At 70.3% G+C, this 20,361-nt stretch carries 27 protein-coding genes and 1 tRNA gene; 13 read left to right on the top strand and 15 right to left on the bottom strand.

All coding sequences use genetic code 11. The features are described 5' to 3' along the window. Window positions 1-500 precede the first annotated feature (500 nt). The 4 genes from JOD54_RS13175 to JOD54_RS13160 all read left to right on the top strand — a co-directional run bounded on the left by JOD54_RS13175 (window position 501) and on the right by JOD54_RS13160 (window position 4,383). Complete coding sequence (locus JOD54_RS13175; RefSeq protein ID WP_204450809.1) at window positions 501-2,021, top strand: LCP family protein; 1,521 nt, start codon at window positions 501-503, stop codon at window positions 2,019-2,021. A gap of 123 nt (window positions 2,022-2,144) precedes the next feature. After that, window positions 2,145-2,600: a helix-turn-helix domain-containing protein gene (locus JOD54_RS13170; protein ID WP_204450808.1), complete on the top strand. Its 456-nt coding sequence runs from the start codon at window positions 2,145-2,147 to the stop codon at window positions 2,598-2,600. A gap of 22 nt (window positions 2,601-2,622) precedes the next feature. Continuing rightward, the gene (locus JOD54_RS13165; protein ID WP_204450807.1) at window positions 2,623-2,961 is read left to right on the top strand and encodes an effector-associated constant component EACC1; all 339 of its coding nucleotides are present in this window, start codon (window positions 2,623-2,625) and stop codon (window positions 2,959-2,961) included. Between the two features lie 453 nt (window positions 2,962-3,414). Further along, window positions 3,415-4,383: a hypothetical protein gene (locus JOD54_RS13160; protein ID WP_204450806.1), complete on the top strand. Its 969-nt coding sequence runs from the start codon at window positions 3,415-3,417 to the stop codon at window positions 4,381-4,383. A gap of 159 nt (window positions 4,384-4,542) precedes the next feature. Here JOD54_RS13160 and JOD54_RS13155 read toward each other — a convergent pair. Next, window positions 4,543-4,616 (bottom strand) — tRNA-Leu (locus JOD54_RS13155). 99 nt (window positions 4,617-4,715) lie between these two features. On the opposite strand from JOD54_RS13155, the gene JOD54_RS13150 reads away from it, so the two are divergent. Then, window positions 4,716-4,937, top strand: a complete 222-nt coding sequence (locus JOD54_RS13150) for a DUF3618 domain-containing protein (RefSeq protein WP_204450805.1) — start codon at window positions 4,716-4,718, stop codon at window positions 4,935-4,937. Here the strand turns inward: JOD54_RS13150 and JOD54_RS13145 are convergent. Together JOD54_RS13145 and JOD54_RS13140 are read right to left on the bottom strand one after the other, a co-directional pair. Continuing rightward, window positions 4,934-5,254, bottom strand: coding sequence for a hypothetical protein (locus JOD54_RS13145; protein WP_204450804.1), 321 nt, complete (start codon window positions 5,252-5,254; stop codon window positions 4,934-4,936). The genes JOD54_RS13150 and JOD54_RS13145 overlap by 4 nt on opposite strands. A 125-nt stretch (window positions 5,255-5,379) precedes the next feature. Continuing rightward, window positions 5,380-5,973, bottom strand: a complete 594-nt coding sequence (locus JOD54_RS13140) for a TetR/AcrR family transcriptional regulator (RefSeq protein WP_204456254.1) — start codon at window positions 5,971-5,973, stop codon at window positions 5,380-5,382. A 115-nt stretch (window positions 5,974-6,088) separates the two neighbouring features. Here JOD54_RS13140 and JOD54_RS13135 point away from each other — a divergent pair, with 115 nt between their 5' ends. The 6 genes from JOD54_RS13135 (at window position 6,089) to JOD54_RS13110 (ending at window position 10,504) form a co-directional block, all read left to right on the top strand. Beyond that, on the top strand, window positions 6,089-7,588 hold the full coding sequence (locus tag JOD54_RS13135; protein ID WP_204450803.1) for a flavin-containing monooxygenase: 1,500 nt from the start codon (window positions 6,089-6,091) through the stop codon (window positions 7,586-7,588). 38 nt (window positions 7,589-7,626) lie between these two features. Beyond that, on the top strand, window positions 7,627-8,121 hold the full coding sequence (smpB, locus tag JOD54_RS13130) for an SsrA-binding protein SmpB (RefSeq protein WP_204450802.1): 495 nt from the start codon (window positions 7,627-7,629) through the stop codon (window positions 8,119-8,121). 13 nt (window positions 8,122-8,134) lie between these two features. Then, window positions 8,135-8,317 (top strand): hypothetical protein, encoded by a 183-nt coding sequence (locus tag JOD54_RS13125; protein WP_204450801.1) that lies wholly within the window; start codon window positions 8,135-8,137, stop codon window positions 8,315-8,317. Window positions 8,318-8,499: 182 nt separating this feature from the next. Continuing rightward, window positions 8,500-9,030, top strand: a complete 531-nt coding sequence (locus JOD54_RS13120) for a hypothetical protein (RefSeq protein ID WP_204450800.1) — start codon at window positions 8,500-8,502, stop codon at window positions 9,028-9,030. A 31-nt stretch (window positions 9,031-9,061) separates the two neighbouring features. Beyond that, the gene (gene bcp, locus JOD54_RS13115) at window positions 9,062-9,535 is read left to right on the top strand and encodes a thioredoxin-dependent thiol peroxidase (RefSeq protein ID WP_204450799.1); all 474 of its coding nucleotides are present in this window, start codon (window positions 9,062-9,064) and stop codon (window positions 9,533-9,535) included. Between the two features lie 105 nt (window positions 9,536-9,640). Next, complete coding sequence (locus JOD54_RS13110; protein ID WP_204450798.1) at window positions 9,641-10,504, top strand: serine hydrolase; 864 nt, start codon at window positions 9,641-9,643, stop codon at window positions 10,502-10,504. Here JOD54_RS13110 and rdgB read toward each other — a convergent pair. From rdgB to clpS, 12 genes are all read right to left on the bottom strand, one after another. Next, window positions 10,501-11,100 carry an RdgB/HAM1 family non-canonical purine NTP pyrophosphatase gene (gene rdgB, locus JOD54_RS13105; RefSeq protein ID WP_204450797.1) on the bottom strand — a complete coding sequence of 200 codons (600 nt, stop codon included), beginning with the start codon at window positions 11,098-11,100 and terminating at the stop codon, window positions 10,501-10,503. The genes JOD54_RS13110 and rdgB overlap by 4 nt on opposite strands. Then, window positions 11,097-11,858, bottom strand: coding sequence for a ribonuclease PH (gene rph, locus JOD54_RS13100; protein WP_204450796.1), 762 nt, complete (start codon window positions 11,856-11,858; stop codon window positions 11,097-11,099). The genes rdgB and rph overlap by 4 nt, the downstream gene beginning before the upstream one ends. A gap of 22 nt (window positions 11,859-11,880) precedes the next feature. Beyond that, entirely contained in the window at window positions 11,881-12,651 is a 771-nt protein-coding gene (locus tag JOD54_RS13095; RefSeq protein WP_204450795.1) for an MBL fold metallo-hydrolase, read from the bottom strand. Between the two features lie 36 nt (window positions 12,652-12,687). Then, on the bottom strand, window positions 12,688-13,488 hold the full coding sequence (murI, locus tag JOD54_RS13090; protein ID WP_204450794.1) for a glutamate racemase: 801 nt from the start codon (window positions 13,486-13,488) through the stop codon (window positions 12,688-12,690). After that, the gene (locus tag JOD54_RS13085; protein ID WP_204450793.1) at window positions 13,485-14,102 is read right to left on the bottom strand and encodes a rhomboid family intramembrane serine protease; all 618 of its coding nucleotides are present in this window, start codon (window positions 14,100-14,102) and stop codon (window positions 13,485-13,487) included. The genes murI and JOD54_RS13085 overlap by 4 nt, the downstream gene beginning before the upstream one ends. Window positions 14,103-14,169: 67 nt before the next feature. Further along, a complete protein-coding gene (locus JOD54_RS13080; protein WP_204450792.1) occupies window positions 14,170-14,637 on the bottom strand; it encodes an SRPBCC family protein in 468 nt (155 codons plus the stop codon). A 17-nt stretch (window positions 14,638-14,654) separates the two neighbouring features. Continuing rightward, window positions 14,655-15,605: a PLP-dependent cysteine synthase family protein gene (locus tag JOD54_RS13075; protein WP_204450791.1), complete on the bottom strand. Its 951-nt coding sequence runs from the start codon at window positions 15,603-15,605 to the stop codon at window positions 14,655-14,657. A gap of 28 nt (window positions 15,606-15,633) precedes the next feature. After that, window positions 15,634-15,912, bottom strand: coding sequence for a MoaD/ThiS family protein (locus JOD54_RS13070; RefSeq protein ID WP_204450790.1), 279 nt, complete (start codon window positions 15,910-15,912; stop codon window positions 15,634-15,636). 80 nt (window positions 15,913-15,992) lie between these two features. Next, window positions 15,993-16,445: a M67 family metallopeptidase gene (locus tag JOD54_RS13065; RefSeq protein WP_307859986.1), complete on the bottom strand. Its 453-nt coding sequence runs from the start codon at window positions 16,443-16,445 to the stop codon at window positions 15,993-15,995. Window positions 16,446-16,498: 53 nt separating this feature from the next. Then, entirely contained in the window at window positions 16,499-17,428 is a 930-nt protein-coding gene (locus tag JOD54_RS13060; RefSeq protein WP_204450789.1) for a P1 family peptidase, read from the bottom strand. Window positions 17,429-17,438: 10 nt separating this feature from the next. Continuing rightward, entirely contained in the window at window positions 17,439-17,999 is a 561-nt protein-coding gene (locus JOD54_RS13055; protein ID WP_204450788.1) for a DUF2017 domain-containing protein, read from the bottom strand. Then, window positions 17,996-18,295: an ATP-dependent Clp protease adapter ClpS gene (gene clpS / locus JOD54_RS13050; protein ID WP_204450787.1), complete on the bottom strand. Its 300-nt coding sequence runs from the start codon at window positions 18,293-18,295 to the stop codon at window positions 17,996-17,998. Before clpS ends, JOD54_RS13055 begins: the two co-directional genes overlap by 4 nt. Window positions 18,296-18,457: 162 nt before the next feature. Here clpS and JOD54_RS13045 point away from each other — a divergent pair, with 162 nt between their 5' ends. Both JOD54_RS13045 and JOD54_RS13040 read left to right on the top strand, forming a co-directional pair. After that, window positions 18,458-19,777: a nicotinate phosphoribosyltransferase gene (locus JOD54_RS13045; protein ID WP_204450786.1), complete on the top strand. Its 1,320-nt coding sequence runs from the start codon at window positions 18,458-18,460 to the stop codon at window positions 19,775-19,777. Further along, window positions 19,777-20,358 (top strand): isochorismatase family protein, encoded by a 582-nt coding sequence (locus JOD54_RS13040; RefSeq protein WP_239573366.1) that lies wholly within the window; start codon window positions 19,777-19,779, stop codon window positions 20,356-20,358. Before JOD54_RS13045 ends, JOD54_RS13040 begins: the two co-directional genes overlap by 1 nt. Window positions 20,359-20,361: the final 3 nt, after the last annotated feature.

The following is a 20,361-nucleotide window of genomic DNA, read 5'->3' as shown; positions in this document are numbered from 1 at the left end:
TGCCGTTCCGACCGGGCCCGGCGGATGTGCCACGCTACGGGACAACCCGGGGCACCTCGCGCACGTCTTAAGGCGTAGCTGCGGTCGAGCGCGCCCAGAGGCCAGCGGCAGCAGCCGACAGGGAGGAGCGGGGCGTGGAGTACCGGCCACCGAGGCCAGGAGATCGTGCGGGATCTGGTGGCCGACCTGTGCCGCCGCGCTCCCCGGCCCAGGGCAGGCGCGTACCGCCACCCGGCGGCCAACGCTCCGACGGTGACCGAAACCCGCCACCCGCCCGCGCCCAACGCGGCGACCGCGAGGCCCCCAGGGCGAGGCCGGAGCGGCCGCGCCAGGACGCACCGCGCGAGCGGTCCAGGGGTGAGGCCCCCGTGCGCCGACCCCGCCCCGAGGCCGACCGCGGCCAGCGGCCGTCCCGCGCGGAGGGATCGGTCGGGACCCGGGAACCCGGGCGCCGACCGGAGCGGCAGGCGCCCGGTACCAGCTCGGAACCGAGGCGGAAGGTGTCCGGGGTCGCGGCGACCGAGCGGATCCGCCCCAAGACCAGCCGCACCACCACGACCCGCGCCCGCGGCCCCCGCTCTGGCATGGTCGCGGGCCGGACGCTGGTCGCGCTGCTGTCGGCCGTCGTGCTGCTGGCGACCGGCTACTACTGGCGGGTCACCGACTCGTTCTCCGACGACCTGACCAAGGCCAACGTCGTGGAGGACACCGGCGAGAAGCCCGCCGACGGCGCGGTCGACATCCTGATGGTCGGCATGGACAGCCGCACCGACGCCCAGGGCAACCCGCTGTCGAAGGAGCAGCTGGCGATGCTCAACGGCGGCAAGTCCGAGGGCGAGATCAACACCGACACGCTGATCATGATCAGGATCCCGAACGACGGCGGCAAGGCGGTCGGCGTCTCGATCCCGCGCGACTCCTACGTCGACATCCCCGGCTTCGGCAAGCACAAGGTCAACTCCGCCTACGGCAGGGGCAAGCTCGCCGCCCGCGCCGACCTGCAGAAGCAGGGCGTGACCGACCAGAAGGAACTCGAGCGCCGCTCCAACGAGGCTGGCGCCAAGAGCCTGATCGCCACCCTGACCAAGCTCACCGGCGCCACCATCGACCACTACGCCGAGGTCAACCTGCTCGGCTTCTACGACATCACCAACGCCATCGGCGGCGTCGAGGTGTGCCTGAACAAGGCCACCAAGGACACGCTGTCCGGGGCGAACTTCCCGGCCGGGGTGCAGACCCTGCAGGGCGTGCAGGCGCTGCAGTTCGTCCGGCAGCGGCACGGCCTGCCCAACGGCGACATCGACCGGATCACCCGCCAGCAGGTGTTCATGGGCGCGATGGCCAAGAAGATGGTCTCCGGCGACGTGCTCGCCCCCGGCTCGCAGGTGCTCGACGCGCTCAAGGCCGCGATCGCCAAGTCGGTGGTGCTGGACAAGAACTGGGACATCATGCGGTTCGCCCAGCAGATGATCACCGTGACCGGCGGCGACGTCGACTTCGAGACCATCCCGCACGGCACCATCGACCTGGACACCCCCGGCGACGGCAAGGCCGTGCAGGTCGACCCGACCGACGTCAAGAAGTTCGTCACCGGCCTGCTCACCGGCGGCGCCGCGCCGCCGAGCACCAGCGGCGACCAGGCCCCGACCACGGCGCCGGACAAGCCCACGGTGACCGTGCTCAACGGGTCCGGCCGCACCGGCCTGGCCGCCGAGGTCGCCGACACCCTGCAGAACCAGGGCTTCACGACCGGCGAGACCGGCAACGCCGCCTCCCGCGCCAAAACCGTGGTCCGCTACGCCAAGGGCGAGGACGACAACGGCACCTCCGTGGTCGACGCGCTCGGCGGCAAGGTGGGCGCGGAGCCCGACACCAACCTCGGCAAGGGGAAGGTGACGGTCATCCTCGGCAAGGACTTCACGACCACCGGGACCAGTACCGGGGAGCCGCTCGCGGGCGCGCCGTTGCTCGACCTGGGTGCCAGGACCGCGGTCCAGGCCGGACCTCCGTGTGTGAACTGAGGATTTCGCCCTCACCCGATCGGAGCAACTTCGCCGAACCCGCGTCAGGGTGCGCCGGTTGATCGCTTCCTGTGGTGGAGGCGCCGGGTCGGATCGGGCGCCGGTCTTCAGGAGGGGCGGACGTTGCGCATCGATGCGGCTACCTACCAGCGGGTTCTCGGTGACGAGATCCGCAGGCTGCGCAAGCAGCGCGGCTGGACGCGCAAAGACCTCAACGGCAGGCTGCAGAGCGAGATCTCGCTGCAGACCCTGGCCACCTACGAGCTCGGTACCCGGCAGTGCTCGGTCGTGCGGTTCGTGGAGATCTGCGTGGCGCTCGACGCGCTGCCGCACGACCTCATGGCCCGCGTCCACGACCGGGTCTTCGCCGACACCCCCCTCGGCCGCGTCCGGGTCGACCTGCACGCCGCGGCCGCCGACGAACGCCCCCAGCTGATGCCGCTGCGCCGCTGGGCCGCGGAACTGCTGGCCGAACACGACGAGGTCCACCTCGACGTCGCCGCCCTCGACCGCCTCGCCGAGCTGTGCGGCATGGACACGATCGAACTCATCGCCCACATCCGCGGCCTCTCGGAGTGATCAACCTCCGTACACTGGACCGGTGACCCAAGCAGCCCTCACCGGCACCGACGACGACCTCCGCGACCTCGCCACCTGGCTGCGCGACGAGGACGACCTGCGCGGCCGCGTACAGGTCCGCAACGCCCCCGTCGCCCCCGGCGAAATGGGCGGGGTCATCGAAGCCCTCACCCTCCTCCTCGGCGGCGGCGGCGCGGGAGTCCTGATCCGATCGGTGTTCACCTACCTGACCACCCGGCGCAAAGCCGTCGTGTTCGACCTGGAGCTCAAGGACGGGGACAAGGAGCTCAAGGTCAAGCTCACGAACGAGTCGCGCGTGGAAGACGTGCTCGCTCAGGCGGAGTCCTTCTTCGAGAAGTAGGTTGTCGGTGCTCGCGCCACCAAGCTGCGCGTCGAGTGCTCTTGGTCCGTTGGCAACCAGGCGCGACCCTTGAGCGCATCCGCCTTGCCGCACGACTTTGACCAGCAGATATTCTGGCACCGGAATACAACATTCCAAGATTGACATAGACAGTTCAAGCGTGCGGCGTCACGGTTGGCGGGCTCCGCCGACACCTGGGTCGGCCTACCACCGCATAGCAGGGATCACCTTGGAGTCACTAAGCAGCCAACTGCTGCGCACCGATGTCGATGCCGACTGCCCATCGTGCGGCGCATGGCTTTGGCTTCGCTATTCAGAAGTCGTAGCACAATGCGTCATCCTGTGCATTGTGTGCCGCTCGCCGATCAGCCTGGTCGACGACCATGGAGGCGCGCGGACCGCAGGAGAAGACATCGAGAAGATGATCAGCAATTCCTGGGGGAGGTTGTCGCGATGAGGTACCGACAGGACCTTCAGGTCGCACTGCGCGAGCGGCTGCGACGGTTGCTGGCCGCGCACTATAGGGACTTCGGCCGCGCGTTGGACATGACTACCGCGTGGCTGAGCAAACAGCAGGCTCTCGTCGCAATCCTGACCGAAGTACGTCCCACCATAGCCGAAATCGATTTCGACGCCTGGTACAAGAACCTCACCCACCGCAACCCAACGTGGCCGGTTCAGACAGAGGACGCCCAAGCAGCCCTCATCTGGCGTTTGATGAACCACCTCGCCGACGACGAGAACATCGGAGACAACGACTGGCACATGATCCTCATGTGCTTCTCCTCAAGCATGTCGGATGCACCAAGGCAAACGACCGAGAGGCTCCTGGAGCCACTGTTCAACTTCATGGGCGATCGCCTTGCGGCCGACAGCAACCTGCTCTACATGCTTGAACGTTACGTTCGGCGGGTCGAGTGGTTTGAGCGAGATTCCCTATACGAGCAGTACCGTGCCAATACTCGACAGGGCGAGGAGATCTACGACCGCCACCTCCGTTTGACGCTCTTCAATGAGGGTGTCAACATGCCGTTCTCTCAAGCCAAGTCCCCTTCCGGTCTGTCCGATGTCCTCGTGGACCTCGACGGCGACGAACCGCTGGTGTGCGAGGTCAAAATTTTCGATGGGACCAGCCACCCGAAGCGAAACATCGCCGCTGGTCTCAATCAGACAATCCACTACGCTCACGACCACAACGTGACTTCCGCCCACCTTGTCATCATCAACCTGTCGGGACGCCCTGTGGAACTCCCGTCAGACGGCAGCGCCGCCGAGTGGCCCCGGCACCTGGAGATCGGGGGCGTGCGAGTCAACCTCGTCCCCGTTCGCGCTCTGCCACGCGCGGACCCCGCGAGCAAGCTCGGGAAGCCGACGCCGATCGTGATGACCCGGCAGGAGCTGGTTGACCCAGACGTGGCCTGACCAGCCGCACAACCGGACCCTACCCACCGCCCGCCTGGCCAGATAACAGATAGGTAACCATCGACGCTGCCGGTCGAGTGCCCGGGAGGACCTCACCAGACATCCGCGTTACCGAGCCAGCCCACGTCCACGAGGTCGTGGACATGGGCTGGCTGTGCGTGGGGCCGGAGAGACTCGAACTCTCACTGGCACGGACCTAAACCGTGTGCCTCTGCCAATTGGGCTACGGCCCCGGGTAGCGTTGACAGCCTAACGGCGTGGCCCGTGCGCGAGTCGGGTGGTCGGTGATCTAACGTTGTGGCGGCGATGGCTGGGGTTGCGAGGAGGATGTAGTGGCGCGGGATCCCGACACCATCCAGCGTGAGATCGAGCAGGCGCGGGACGCCTTGGCGGCGACGTTGGACCAGCTCAGTGTCAAGGCCAGTCCTAAGCGGCTGGTGGACAACGCGAAGTCCAGTGCGCGCTCGACCCTGGATGACCCGAAGGTGCGCTATGCCCTGATCGGGGTGGGTGTGCTGGTCGGGTTGTTCGTGGTGCGCAGGCTGTTCCGCTAGGCCATCGCGGCGGGGGGCGGCGCCGGGGCCGGGGTCTTGTCGACGCGGGTTTGGGTGGGGATGGACCTGGTGGGGTCTTCCAGCCCGAGGCGCGCGGTGAGGTAGGCGGCGGTGAAGCTGACCGCGTCCCCGTCGAGGGTGTGCACGACGGTGCGCTTCTTGTCGCCGTCGAGGAGTTCTTCGACGAGCTCGTCGGCGCGTTCGCGGGCGGTGACCAGGTCGGCGGCGGTGGCGCTCTTGCTCTGGTCCTTGACCTTGACCTCGACCGTCCAGTCCGAGCCCTGCGCGGTGTAGTTGGCCACGATCGGTTCGTACATGGTTCGGCCCTCCCGCTCTGCGGTGCGTGAGGAGGCGAGGCGTGCGTCCTCACACCCCAGAGCTTGCTCGCAGCGGCCGGATCCCGCTCGCCGGCGGCGCCGGGGTGGACCACCCGTGTGGGCGATTACCCGGCGGTCGGGGGTGTGACGAGGGCGGCGAGGCCGGTCCAGAGCACCCGCATCAGGTGGTCGGCCGCCTGTTCGGCGGTGACGTCGTCGCGGCCGACGTACCAGAGGGACAGTCGCTCGCAGGCGCCGACGACGATCTGGGCGGCCGCCTCCAGGTCGGTGCGGGGGGCGTCGGGCACGAAGGTCGACAGGAGGGCGATGTCGATGTCCACCTGCTCCTGCCGGACGGCTTCGACCTCGGCGGCCGCGGCGGCCCCGGCGACGGCGGCCTCGTTGCGCAGGACGAGCGACCAGGCGCGGCGGTGGGCGTCGGTGAAGCGGAAGAAGGCGACCAGGCCGCGGCGCAGGGCGTCGCGGGGGCCGGTGGCGCCGATGACGGCCTCGGTGGTGGCGGCGGCGAGCTGGGCGCGGGCCTGCCGGATGCAGGCGACGAGCAGGCCCTCCTTGGAGCCGAAGTACTCGTAGATCATCGGCTTGGACACCCCGCACCGCTCGGCGATCTCGTCCATGCCCGCGGCCTGGTAGCCGCGTTCGGCGAAGATCTCCTCGGCGACGGCCAGCATCTGCCGCTCGCGTTCGGCGCGGGGCATGCGGCGCTTGGGTGCGGTCTCCGCCGGGGTGCTCACGAGCCAACTCTACCGCAAGTAACCTACTTCGAGTAAGGTTGACCGCGAGTAACACCTGACCGAGTCGTGGAGGGTCGCCATGGGCAAGCTCGTCAACACCGGTGTCGTGGTCATCGGCACCGGGTTCTCCGGGATGGGGATGGCGATCCAGCTGCGCAAGGAGGGCCGCGACGACTTCGTGGTGCTGGAGAAGGCGGGCGACTTCGGCGGCACCTGGCGCGACAACACCTACCCCGGCTGCGCCTGCGACATCCAGTCGCACATGTACTCGTTCTCCTTCGAGCAGAAGCCGGACTGGACCCGCTCCTACGCCCCGCAGCCGGAGATCCACCAGTACCTGCGCGACGTGGCCGCCAAGTGGGACCTGGCGCGCAACACCCGCTTCGGCGTCGAGGTCACCGGCGCCCGCTGGGACGCCGAGGAGAGCCGCTGGCACGTCTCGACCAGAACCGGCGACACCTACGTGACCCGGTTCCTGGTGGCGGGCGTCGGCGCGCTGCACCTGCCGTCCATCCCGCACCTGCCCGGCATCGAGAACTTCACCGGCAAAACCTTCCACTCGGCGCAGTGGGACCACGACTACGACCTCACCGGCAGGCGCGTCGCGGTGATCGGCACCGGGGCCAGCGCGATCCAGTTCGTGCCCCAGATCGCGCCCCAGGTCGCCGAGTTGACGCTGTTCCAGCGGACCGCGCCCTGGGTGATGCCCAAGCCGGACCACACCATGCCCGCCTGGTCGCGCGGCCTGTTCGCCAAGGTCCCCGGCGCCCAGCGCGCCTACCGGCACCTGCTGTACTGGATCAACGAGTTGCGCGCGGTCGGCTTCAACGGCCACCAGGGCATCCTGAAGTACGCCTCGAAGCTCGCCTCCTACAACATCCGCCGCTCGGTGAAGGACCCCGCGCTGGCGCGCGAGCTCACCCCGGACTACGTCATGGGCTGCAAGCGGGTGCTGATCTCCAACGACTACTACCCGACCTTCAACCGGGCCAACGTGCACCTGGACACCGCCGGGGTGGCCGAGGTGCGGGCGGGCAGCGTGCTCGGCAAGGACGGCCGCGAGCACCCGGTCGACGCGATCATCTACGGCACCGGGTTCCACGTCACCGATTCCTTCGACTACCTGCGGATCACCGGCCGCGACGGTGTCGACCTGGCGAAGCTGTGGCGCGACCGGGGGATCGGCACCCACCTCGGGATCACCGTCTCCGGCTTCCCGAACCTGTTCTTCCTGCTCGGCCCGAACACCGGCCTCGGCCACAACTCGGTGGTCTTCATGATCGAGTCGCAGATCCGCTACGTCGCCGAGGCGCTGCGGCTGGCCGACCGGGAGGGCGCCGAGGCGCTGGACGTGCGGCGCTCGGCGCAGGAGGCGTTCAACACCGAGGTGCAGCGCAAGCTCGCCGACGGTGTGTGGACCCGGGGCGGCTGCACCAGCTGGTACCTGGACTCCCAGGGCGTCAACCGCACCATCTGGCCCGGCTTCACCTGGCGCTACTGGCTGCGCACCCGGCACGTCGACGCGAGCGACTTCGAGCTGGTCATCCGGTCGAGGAGCACGGTCGCGACCGGAAAATAGCCGTGATCGGGACCGGGCGCGTCCGCTAGCGTCGGAGTATGGCCAAGGACCCCAACAGCGCGACGATCGCCACGAACCGGCGGGCCCGGCACCACTACGCGGTGCTGGACACGGTCGAGGCGGGCGTGGTGCTGGTGGGCACCGAGGTCAAGGCACTGCGCGACGGGCGGGCGTCCCTGGTCGACTCGTTCGCCACCGTCGACGACGGCGAGATCTGGCTGCGCGGCCTGCACATCGGCGAGTACTCGCTCGGCACGTGGACCAACCACGCGCCGCTGCGGGTGCGCAAGCTGCTGCTGCACCGCCGCGAGATCGACAAGCTCGCGCTGAAGATCACCGACCCCGGCCTGTCACTGGTACCGCTGTCGATGTACTTCTCCGACGGCCGGGTGAAGGTCGAGCTGGCGCTGGTGCGCGGCAAGAAGACCTGGGACAAGCGCCAAGACCTGGCCACCCGCGACGCCAACCGGGAGATCGAGCGCGCTTTCGCCAGGCACATCAAGGGCCGCAAGCACGCCGGTCGGCGCGCGTGACACCATCGTCGACGTGCGCGCACCCAGGGTGATCGGCGCGCTCCTGGGACTGGTCGACAAGTTCGAGGAGCGAGGCGTCCACGTGCCAGGCGCCGACGACGGCAAGATCTCCCCCTGGCGCGACTTCGGCTGGCTCATCGCCGCCTGGCTGGTCGCGATCGGCTTCTTCATCCTGTTCTTCGCCCTGGCCGCCTGACCCGACCCGCGCACGGGGCGCAGTGGCGCTTGTCACGCTGGGTGCCACGGTGATCACGGCTCGGCCACAGTGCGGAACCAGGTACGACTCAACGGCCTATTCGGCTCGGCGGGGTGGCGGCTTGGGGTGTCAAGGTGGAGGAGTACACCTCCGAGTCCCCCCGCTAGGAAGAGGCACGCCCCGTGAAGACCGTCGCTGTCGTGGCCGCTGCTTGCGCGCTCCTCGCGGCGACCACCGGGTGCGGCAGCGCCACCGCGTACTCGGCGACCGCGGTGGCGGTCCCGTCGAGCAGTGCGACGCCCGGTGAGCTCGCCAGGGTGAGTCCGACGCGCAGTGGTGAGCAGATCGCGCTGGGCAACGGGCTGACCATCACCGTGTCGGCGCCGAAGGCGTTCGTGCCGACCGGGGCGGCGTTCCCCTCGGTGCCCAGGGCGGTCGGCTTCGAGATGACCGTGCACAACGACGGCAGCAGCCCGTACTCGCCGACCCTGCTGTCGCTCTCGGCGGTGGCGGGCGGCGCGGCCAGCAGGCAGGTGATCGACTCCGCCCAGGGGTACGCGGGCGCGGTCGGCACCGAGGATGTGGCGCCCGGGCGCAGCACCCGGTTCTCGGTGGCGTTCGCGCTGCCGACGGAGAAGGTCCCCGTGGTGGTCACCGCGCAGCCGGACCCGGCGGGTGGCGCCGTGGTGACGGTGTTCGACGGGCAGGCATAGCGGCCCGTCCGGCACCCGCTAGCGTCGTCGCATGACCGAACAGTTGCGCCTGTCCGCCGGGGACGCGGCACCCGGGTTCACCCTTCCCGACAGCGAGGGCACCGAGGTGTCCCTGTCGGACTACCGCGGCAAGTCCGTGGTCGTGTACTTCTACCCGGCCGCGTCGACGCCGGGCTGCACCAAGCAGGCGTGCGACTTCCGGGACAACCTCGCCGAGCTCAACGACGCCGGGTTCGCGGTGCTGGGGATCTCGCCGGACAAGCCCGCGAAGTTGGCGAAGTTCGTCGCCGAGGAAGGGCTGACCTTCCCGCTGCTGTCGGACCCGGACAAGGCGGTGCTGGGCGCCTACGGGGCGTACGGGGAGAAGCAGTTGTACGGCAAGACGGTGACCGGGGTGATCCGCTCCACGTTCATCATCGACCCGGAGGGCGTCGTGACGCACGCGCTCTACAACGTGCGGGCCACCGGGCACGTCGCCAAGCTGCGCAAAGACCTGAAGGTCTGACCTCTCGGGCAACCGAACCGGGGCTCGCCCCGTACGGCCTGCTGACCGGGGAAGTTGCCGCCCGACCGGGTCAACTTCCCCGGCCGGGACCGGCGTACCACGGTCGTGCGCCACCGATTCCTGGGACTCCTCGCCGTCTTCTCGCTCACCGCGTGCGCGGCGGCCCCGACCGCTTCCCCGGGCCTGCAACTGATCGATGTACCCACATCGACGACCGGGCCCGCACCGCTGGCCGCGCCGGACCCGACGGTGCCCGACCCGCCGCCGACGGTCGCGCCACCGCAGCTGCCGACCGAGCTGACCACCGCGGTGCGGTCGGTGCAGAAGTCGGCGAAGGTCGGGGCACTGGTGATCGACCGGGACACCCGCACCGAGGTCGCCGCGGTGCAACCCGACCGCCAGTTCCGGTCCGCGTCACTGGTCAAACTCCTGATCGCGATCGACGTCCTGGCCTCGGGGGCGGACGCGGCCACCCGCAAGCGGATCACCACCATGCTCAGCCGCTCCGACGACGACATCGCCTCCGCGCTGTGGGTCCGGCAGGGCGGCGCCGAACTGGTGACCCGGACCGCCCGGCGGCTGGGGCTGCGGGCGACCGAACCACCGGGCATCGTCGGCCGCTGGGGTGACGTGCTGCTGACGGCGCGGGACGTGGCCTTGGTCTACGAGTACGTCCTCACCCTCGAAGACCCCCTGATCGTCGACGCCCTCGCCGCCGCGTCACCCAAAGCCGCCGACGGCTTCGACCAGTACTTCGGCATCCCGGACGGGCTGTCGGCCGAGTGGGCGGTCAAACAGGGCTGGTCCAACAGCACCAACGACATCGTCCTGCACAGCACCGGCCTGGTCGGCCCCCACTGGCGCTACATCGTCGTGCTGTTGACCGAGCACCCACTACGCACCCGCTGGACCACCGCCGCCAACTCGGTCACAGCGGCAGCCAGGGTCTTGGACCCGTACCTGCACTAGCCCGCCAGGGCGACCAGGTGTGGGAGGAGGAGCCGCAGGGCTTGGCCCCGGTGGGAGATCGCGTCCTTCTCCTCTGCCGTCAACTCGGCTGAGGTCCGGTCGTGGCCGTCCGGGCGGAAGATGGGGTCGTAGCCGAAGCCGTTGGTGCCGGTGGGTTCTCTGGTGATGGTGCCCCGCCAGTCGGCGCGGAGGACGGTTTCGGTGCCGTCCGGGTGGACCAGGGCTATGGCGCAGACGAACCCCCCGCCGCGGCGGGGGTCGGGGGTGTCGTGGAGTTGGGACAGGACCAGGGCGACGTTGGCGGTGTCGCCCTGGCCGGACCAGCGGGCGGACAGGACGCCGGGCATGCCGTTGAGGGCGTCGACGGCGATGCCGGAGTCGTCGGCTATCGAGGGCAAGCCGGTGGCCGCGGCGGCGTCGCGGGCTTTGGCCAGGGCGTTGTCCTCGAAGGTGGCGCCGGTCTCGGGGGCCTCGGGGTACTCGGGGACGTCAGCCAGACCCACGACCTCGATTCCCTCGACGTGTTCTGCGGCGAGGATGCGGCGCAGTTCCGCCAGCTTCTTCGCGTTGCGGCTGGCCAGCAGGACGCGCGTCACCGGGACCCTTTCGGCTCGGGCAGCTTCCCCGGGTACGGCAGGGCGAGCGCCTCGGCCTGCACCCGGTTGAGCTCGGCGCACCCGGCCATCGCCAGGTCCAGCATCGCGTCGAGGGTGGAGCGGGCGAATGTGGCGCCCTCGCCGGTGCCCTGGACCTCGATGAGCGTCCCGGCGTCGGTGGCCACGACGTTCATGTCGACCTCGGCGCGGGCGTCCTCCTCGTACGGCAGGTCGAGCCGGACGCGACCGCCGACCACGCCGACGCTGACCGCCGACACCGCGCACGACAGCGGCTGCGGGTCGGCGAGCTTGCCAGCCGCGCCCAGGTAGGTGATCGCGTCGGCCAGGGCGACGTAGGCGCCGGTGATGGCCGCGGTCCTGGTGCCGCCGTCGGCCTGGATCACGTCGCAGTCGAGGTGGATGGTGTTCTCGCCGAGCGCGGACAGGTCGATGCAGGCGCGCAACGACCGGCCGATGAGCCTGCTGATCTCGTGCGTCCGGCCGCCGACGCGGCCCTTCACCGACTCGCGCTCGCCGCGGGTGTTGGTCGCCGAGGGCAGCATCGCGTACTCGGCGGTGACCCAGCCGAGCCCGGAGCCCTTGCGCCACCGGGGCACGCCCTCGGACACGCTGGCCGCGCACAGCACCCTGGTCCGGCCGAAGGACACCAGCACCGATCCGGCTGGCCAGTCCTGGTAGCCGCGGGTGATCGTGATGTCCCGGAGCTGGTTGTCGTTCCTGCCGTCGCTTCTCACCACCCGGTCAGCCTAGTTGGCCGGGCTAGAGGGCGTATGCCGCGCCCTGCTCGACGGCGGTGACTTCACCCGGGAAGGCGGCTGCGGCTTCGGCGAGGACGCCCGCGCGGTCGGTCCACGGCGGAATATGGGTCACCAGCAGCCGGGTCGCGCCCGCCGCCGCGGCCAGCTCCCCCGCCTCGCGACCGGACAGGTGCAGGTCCGGGATCGGGCCGTCGCCGTGGGCCCAGGACGCCTCGGCGAGCACCACGTCGGCGCCCGCCGCCAGCTCCACGACCGCGGCGCTCATCCCGGTGTCACCGGTGTAGACCAGGGACCTGCCGCCGTGGCTGACCCGGAAGCTGTAGGCGTCGCAGGGGTGCGCGGCGGTCACCGCGGTCACTTCGAACGGTCCGATGTGGAACGTCCCGACCGATAAGGGGCGGAAGTCGAACACATCGGACAGATCCGTGACGGCCAACTCCTCGGCGTCGGTGGCGTAGGCACCGGCGAACCGCTGCGGCGCGGCGGCAGGCGCGTGCACGGGTAACCGGTGTGCCCTGGGGTCGCGGGTGGGTCTCGGGTGGTAACGCCGGTAGACGGTCAGCGACGCGAAGTCCGCGCAGTGGTCGGCGTGCAGGTGCGAGAACAGCAACGCGTCGAGGGCGAACGGGTCACGCACCGCCTGCAGCGCGGCGAGGGTGCCGCTGCCGAGTTCGACACCGAGGAGGAACCCGTCGGCCTCGAGCAGGTACCCGGACGAGGCGGCGTTGGGTCCTGGAACGCTTCCGGAGCACCCGAGCACGGTCAGCAGCACGTCGGACAGCCTGTCACAGCGGGGATCGGCGCACGATCACCATCGAGCCAATGGAGCAAAGCCCGCGCCGCCGAGGCCGAGGAAGCGGCGGGCCAGCCGGTCGAAGGGCTCGGCCGGGCCGGTGGCGCCGAACTCGTGCACCGGGTCGCCCTCGTCCTCGGTGAGCAGCCCGGTCTCGGTGAGCACGCGGAAGACGTCCTTGGCGCACTCCTCCGCGCTCGACACCAGCGTGACGTCGGGTCCCATCACGACCTGCAGCACGCCGGTGAGCAGCGGGTAGTGCGTGCAGCCGAGCACGACGGTGTCCACAGCGGCCTGTTGCAGCGGTTCCAGGTAGGTCTGCGCCAGGCCGAGCACTTGGCGCCCCGAGGTGATTCCCCGTTCGACGAAGTCGACGAAGCGCGGGCAGGCCGCGCCGGTGACCGCGATCCCCGGCGCGGCCGCGAAAGCGTCGTCGTAGGCGCGGGAGCGGATGGTGCCGGTGGTGCCGATCACGCCGACCCGACCGGACTTCGTCACCGCGGCGGCGCGGCGCACGGCGGGGACGACCACCTCGACCACCGGGATGTCGTAGCGCTCCCTGGCGTCGCGCAGGCAGGCGGCCGAGGCGGTGTTGCAGGCGAGCACCAGCATCTTGACGCCGCTGGCCACCAGCTCGTCGGTGAGCTTGAGGGTGATCTCGCGGACGTCGGCGATGGGGCGCGGGCCGTACGGGTTGTTGGCGGTGTCGCCGATGTAGCGCAGCCGCTCGTGCGGGAGCTGGTCGATGATCGAGCGGGCGACGGTGAGACCGCCGACCCCGGAGTCGAAGATGCCGATCGGCGCGTCGGTGCTCACCCGGACTTGGCCACCGACCGGTTGCCCATCGACACCAGCCAGGCGGCCAGGATCCCGCCGAGCGCGCCGAAGAGGTGCCCCTGCCAGGAGATCCCGGGGTTGCCGGGCAGCACGCCGAACAGCATCGTGCCCCAGTAGCCCAGCAGCACCACGGCGAGCGCGATGTGCAGGAAGCTGCGGGTGAACAGGCCGCGCACCAGCAGGTACAGCAGCCAGCCGAAGCACAGGCCCGAGGCGCCGACGGTGACGGTGCCGCTGTCTGCGGTGAGCCAGACGCCCAGGCCGCTGACCGCCCAGATGGTGGCGGTGACCGCGACCCACTGGGCCAGGCCGTTGGCCATCGCCAGGAAGGCCAGCACCACCAGCGGCAGCGTGTTGGCGAACAGGTGGCCCCAGCCGGAGTGCAGCAGCGGCGACCACAGGATCCCGTCGAGGCCGGATGCCTCGCGCGGGACGATGCCGAACTGGTCGAGGTCGGCGGGCAGCACCGAGTCCAGCACCTCGAGCACGTACAGCAGGGCGGTGAACCCGCCGACGACGATCGCCGCCTGGGTCAGGTTCGGCGGCAGGACCCGGGCGGTCGGCTTGCTCGGTTGGGCTGGCAGGGTGCTCACACCACGAGGGTACGTGCTCGCCGAACCGGCCGGATCCGGTGAAACCCCGAGGTCACCCGGAGACCGGTCACCCCGAGACGACAGCGCGGGCGAGCCTGGCCAGCGACTCGTCCATCCGCCGCTTGATCTCCTTGGTGCCCACCAGCCGCATCAGCACACCGCGCACCAGGTTGGTGGGTTCCTGCACGGTCCGCAGGCTCACGGTGGTGTGCTCGCCGTCGGCCGCCAGCTCGATGCGGAACCGGGTCGACTTCGCGTAGGTCGGCGAGTCCCGGCCGTCGATGCGCTCCTTGGTGTGCTTCCAGGCGATCAGCGTCGGCGGCTCGAAGGCGGTGACCTCCTGGTCGATCTCCGAGCGGAACCGGCCCCAGCGGCCGAACTGCCTGCGCCGCTGCCCCACGCCCTCGCCGGAGAGCACCTCGGTCCGGTCCGCGAAGCTGAACCAGTCCGGTGCGCGCTCCGGGTCGGAGACAACGGCCCACACCTGATCGATCGGCGCGGGCACCTGAGCACTGCGAACGACCTCAACCACCATGGCCGGAGAATCTAGCGTCAGGCCCAGAGGTGCCCGTCCAACCGGTCGGACGCTTCGTCGATGGTGCCGCTATAGGCGCCGGTGGACAGGTACTTCCACCCGGCGTCCGCGACGATGAAGACGACATCAGCCTCTTCGCCGGTCCCGGCGGCTTTCTCCGCGGCGGCAAGAGCGGCGTGCAGGATGGCGCCGGTGGAGATGCCCGCGAAGATGCCCTCGGTCTCCAGCAACTGGCGCGTGCGGCGCAGGGCGTCGTAAGAGCCCACGGAGTAGCGGCCCGTCAGCACCGACGGGTCGTAGAGCTCGGGGACGAAACCCTCGTCGAGGTTGCGCAGCCCGTAGACCAGCTCCCCGTACCGCGGTTCGGCGGCGATGATCTGGATGTCCGGCTTCTGCTCGCGCAGGTACCGCCCGACGCCGACGAGGGTGCCGGTGGTGCCGAGGCCCGCGACGAAGTGGGTGATCGAGGGCAGGTCGCGCAGGATCTCCGGGCCGGTGCCGGTGTAGTGCGCCGCGGCGTTGTCCGGGTTGCCGTACTGGTAGAGCATGACCCAGTCCGGGTGCTGCTCGGCCAGTTCCTTCGCCCGGCGGACGGCCTCGTTGGAACCGCCCGCCGCTGGCGAGAAGACGATGCGGGCGCCGTAGGCCTGCAGGAGCAGCTTGCGCTCCTCCGAGGTGTTCTCCGGCATCACGCAGACCAGGCCGTAGCCCTTGAGCTTGGCGGCCATGGCCAGCGAGATGCCGGTGTTGCCCGAGGTCGGCTCAAGGATGGTCGCCCCGGGGGCCAACCGGCCGTCGCGCTCGGCCGCGGAGATCATGGCCAGCGCGGGGCGGTCCTTGATCGACCCGGTCGGGTTGCGGTCCTCGAGCTTGGCCCACAGCCGCACCGACGGGCTGGGGGACAGCCGGGGCAGCCCGACCAGCGGTGTGTCGCCGAGCGCGTCGAGCAGCGAGTCGTAGCGGGCCACGGATCCCCCTCCAGCAACCGGTGCGGTACTAGCGCGCGCCGCCCGCCACCGCGGGCAGGATGGTCACGTTGTCGCCGTCGGCGACCTTGGCCTCCAGGCCACCGGCGAAGCGGACGTCCTCGTCGTTGACGTAGACGTTGACGAACCGGTGCAGGCTGCCGTCCTTGACCAGGCGGGCCTTGAGGCCGCCGTGGTTGGCGTCGAGGTCGTCGATGACCTCGGCCAGGGTCGCGCCCGCGGCCGGGACGGTCTTCTCGCCGCCGGTGTGGGTGCGCAGGATGGTCGGGATCGAGACGGTGACGGCCATGGGTCAACCTCCGGGTGTGCCTCTGGTCATGGGGAAAGGACGCGCGCCCGTGCCACCGGTATTCCGGGGCGTGGGGGAACTCACTGCTCTGGGACGTCGTCCGGTCCGGTGTGGGCGAACAGGTATGACTCGACGACCTCGACCGGTTCCTCGGTGATCACGCCGTCGACGATGCGGAACGAGCGCAGCTCGTGCTCGCGCGGGTCGCGGGTGGAGATCAGCACGTAGTGCGCGAACGGTTCGGCGGCGATCTTGGCGTCGGTGCGCGACGGGTAGGCCTCGGTGGCCGTGTGCGAGTGGTAGATGACCACCGGCACCTCGTCGTTGGCGTCCATCTCGCGGTAGAGGCGCAGCAGGTCCGCGGAGTCGAACTCGTAGAACGTCGGCGAGCGGGCCGCGTTGAGCATCGGGATGAAGCGCTCCGGCCGGTCGGACCCGTCCGGGCCCGCGATGACGCCACACGCCTCGTCCGGGTGGTCGCGACGGGCGTGCGCCACCATCGCGTCCACTAGGTCTCGGCGGATCGTCAGCACGGCCCCATCCTACGGGGTGAGTGCGCCCCTCCCAGTGTGTGGGAGACCGCAGTTCACGGCCAGACCTGCCTATAGGCGCGCAGGTCACCGACCGTGGTGGCGTTGAGCGTGCCATTGGCGACAGCGGTGGCGAAGACCTCTGCGGCGGCCGTGAAGAGCGTGTCCCGCTCGACCGGTCCGCTGACCGGGATAGCACCGGTGGCGGCGGCGAAGATGGTGTCACCGTCGAAGAGGGTGTGCGAGGGGCGGACCGCGCGGGCCAGGCCGTGTTGGGCGGACATCGCCAGCCGGGAGCAGGCCGCCTTGTCCAACGCGGCATCGGTGACGACGACGCCGATTGTGGTGTTGAGGTCAGAGGCGCTCGGGCTGACCTCGCCCGGTCGCCCTGGGTTCGGGAAGTCGCCGTCGGCCCAGAAGCGGCCGGTGGACAGGTCGACCGCCTCACCGCGGGCGTTGACCACGGCCAGCGCGGCCACTGTGAACTGACCCACACGTGTGCTCGCGGTGCCGATGCCGCCCTTGAGCGAGCCGACCCGGGCTCCGGCGCCCGCACCGACACTGCCCTGCCCGACCGGGCCGTCGGTCGCCGCGGCGCAGGCCGCGTACCCGAAGTCGGCGGTCGGCCAGTTGCCCCAGTCACCGCGGGGCAGGTCGAAGATCACCGCGGCGGGCACGATCGGCACCACCTCGTGCGGCTGTTGCCCCACGGGGAAACCGACACCGCGCTCCCCCAGCCACCGCATGACCCCGTCGGCCGCGGCCAAGCCGTACGCACTGCCACCGGACAGGCACACGGCGTCAACGCGCTCCACCAGGTTCTGCGGCGCGAGCAGATCTGTCTCCCTGGTGCCGGGCGCGCCGCCCCGGGAGTCGACACCGCCGACGGTGCCCCCGGGGAACAGGACCACGGTGGTGCCGGTGGCCCACCCGCCGCCGATCCGGTGGTGGTGCCCGACGCGGACGCCGGGCACATCGGTGATCACCGGGGCGCTGTCACGGCGTCGACAGCGCCTGGACCAGCGACTCCTGCACCCAGGTCAGCCAGTGGTAGACCGACAGGTGCGGGCTGCGCGGGTCGTCGTCGGGCAGCTCGTCGGGCATGTCCTCGGTGACCTCGATCGCGGTGCCCAGGGCCAGCCGCACGTCGTTGAGCGCCGACAGCCAGGCGTCGGCCTGCTCCAGCGACAGCCGGATGCCGCCGCCGTACATCGGGCAGGTCTCCAGGACCACCGCGGCGACACCGGTCTTGAGGTCGAGCAGCGTCGGCTCGTGCAGCGAGCGCAGCACCGCGGCCGAGTCGAGGTCGGCCTTGCTCGGGTTGTCGTCGTCGAGCCGGTGGAAGTCCGGCAGCAGCCGCGACAGGATCGGGTCGTCCGGCGAGGTCGACGGGCCGGTGCGGATGCCGGTCAGCTCGGCGAGCTCGTCCTGCGGGGTCTCTTCGATGCGCGCCCGCAGCATGTCGTCGATCTGCGACACCAGACCGCGCAGCACCGCGGCCTCCTGCCGATCGATGTCGGCGTGCACGAGCTCGCCCTTGCGCTTCCACGGTTTCACGAGGTGTGTTCCATCGTCGCCCAGAGGCCCGCCGCGTGCAGCTTCGCCACGTCGGCCTCGACCTTGTCCTTGCTGCCCGATGACACGATCGCCTTGCCCTCGTGGTGCACGTCGAGCATCAGCTTCGTGGCCTGGTCCCGGCTGTAGCCGAAGAGCTTCTGGAAGACGTAGGTCACGTACGACATCAGGTTGACCGGATCGTTCCACACGACGGTCTGCCACGGCCGGTCCTCGGCTACCACCTCCGAGCCCGACGGCGTCGCCTGCGTCTGCTCCATGTCGACGGCTGCGGTCATGGGTCAATGGTGGCATGACCGGTTTCCTCCACACCGGCGGATCTTCATTCGATCGGAGTATCCGATCACCGATCGTGGTGTGGCGGCCGGTCAGGGCGGTCGTCGGGCCGGTTGGGCGAGGTGGGGGCGGGGGTGGGAGGAAACACGACATAGGCTCTGACCATGGGTGAGCGCGCGGGTGCCAGTGGAGTGGGTCCGGTCAGCACCGGGCTGTTGACCGACCATTACGAGCTGACCATGCTGGCGGCGGCGCTGGCCGACGGCACCGCGGCTCGCGGGTGCGTGTTCGAGGTGTTCACCCGCAGGCTGCCCGACGGCCGCCGCTACGGGGTGGTCGGCGGGACCGCCCGCGTCGTCGAGGCGATCACCGCGTTCCGGTTCGGCGAGGCCGAACTGGCGCACCTGCGGGACAACTCGGTCGTGGACGACACCACCCTCGCGTGGCTGGCCGACTACCGCTTCAGCGGCGACGTCGACGGCTACCCCGAGGGCGAGTTGTTCTTCCCCGGCTCCCCCGTGCTGACCGTGACCGGCAGCTTCGCCGATGCCGTGATCCTCGAGACGGTGGTCCTGTCGATCCTCAACCACGACAGCGCGATCGTGTCCGCGGCGGCGCGGATGGCCGGGGCGGCGAACGGGCGACCCATCATCGAGATGGGCTCTAGGCGCACGCACGAGGTCGCCGCGATCTCGTCTGCCAGGGCCTCTTACATCGCCGGGTTCTCCACGACGTCCAACCTGGCCGCGGGCAGCGCCTACAGCATCCCGACGTCGGGCACCTGTGCGCACGCGTTCACGCTGCTGCACGACGACGAGCGCGCCGCGTTCGCCGCGCAGGTCTCCGCGCTGGGGGTCAGCACGACCCTGCTCGTGGACACCTACGACATCACGCAGGGCATCGCGACCGCGGTGGAGGTCGCCGGGACCGGTCTCGGCGCGATCCGCATCGACTCCGGTGACGTGGGCGTGCTCGCAAGGCAGGCCCGCGAACAACTCGACGGTCTAGGCGCCACCGAGACCAGGATCGTGGTGTCCGGTGATCTGGACGAGTACGCGATCGCGTCGCTGCGGGCCGAGCCGGTGGACGCCTACGGGGTGGGCACCTCGGTGGTGACCGGCTCCGGCGCCCCGACCGCGGGGATGGTCTACAAGCTGGTCGAGGTGGAGGGGCGGCCGGTGGCCAAGCGCAGCTCGCACAAGGAGTCGCGCGGCGGCCGGAAGTCGGCGCTGCGCAGGCACAAGCCGACCGGCACCGCGCTGGAAGAGGTCGTCTACTCGGCCAACGGGCCCGCCCCCGAACTCGGCGAGCACGACCGGCTCCTGCAGATCCCCCTGATGCGCGGTGGACAACAGGTGGCCGAACTGCCCACGCTGGAGGACAGCCGGAACCGGGTGCGCAAGGGACTGGTCAGCCTCCCCTGGGAGGGCCTGAAGCTGTCCGCGGGCGAACCCGCCATCCCCACCGTGTACCTGGAGCAGTGATGAGCGACTTGGGCAAGTCCGCGTTGATCGTCGTCGACGTGCAGAACGACTTCTGCGAGGGCGGGTCGCTGGCCGTGACCGGCGGCGCCGCGGTAGCCGCGGCGATCTCCGCGCACGTCGCGTCGTCGAACTACGACCACGTGGTCGCCACCCGGGACTTCCACATCGACCCGGGCGCGCACTTCAGCGATTCCCCGGACTACGTCGACAGCTGGCCGGTGCACTGCGTCGTCGACACGTCGGGTGCCTCGTTCCACCCCGCGCTGGATGTCGCGCCGATCGAGGCGGTGTTCTCCAAGGGCGCCTACGCCGCGGCCTACTCGGGGTTCGAGGGCGTAGGGCCCGCAGAGGTGTCGCTAGCCGATTGGCTCCGGGAGCGCGGGGTCGACCGGGTGGACGTCGTGGGGATCGCGACCGATCACTGCGTGCGCGCGACCGCCATCGACGCGGCGACGGCCGGGTTCGCCACCACCGTCCTGCTCGAGCTGACCGCCGGGGTCGCGGCGGCCACCGTCGAGAAAGCACTCGTGGGTTTGCGTGCCGCCAACGTCACCCTCGTCGGGACGCCGACGGTCGGCTGACCG

The sequence above is a fragment of the Actinokineospora baliensis genome, from assembly GCF_016907695.1.
GTDB classification, from domain to species: domain Bacteria; phylum Actinomycetota; class Actinomycetes; order Mycobacteriales; family Pseudonocardiaceae; genus Actinokineospora; species Actinokineospora baliensis.
This window is presented reverse-complemented; position numbering and strand designations above follow the sequence as displayed.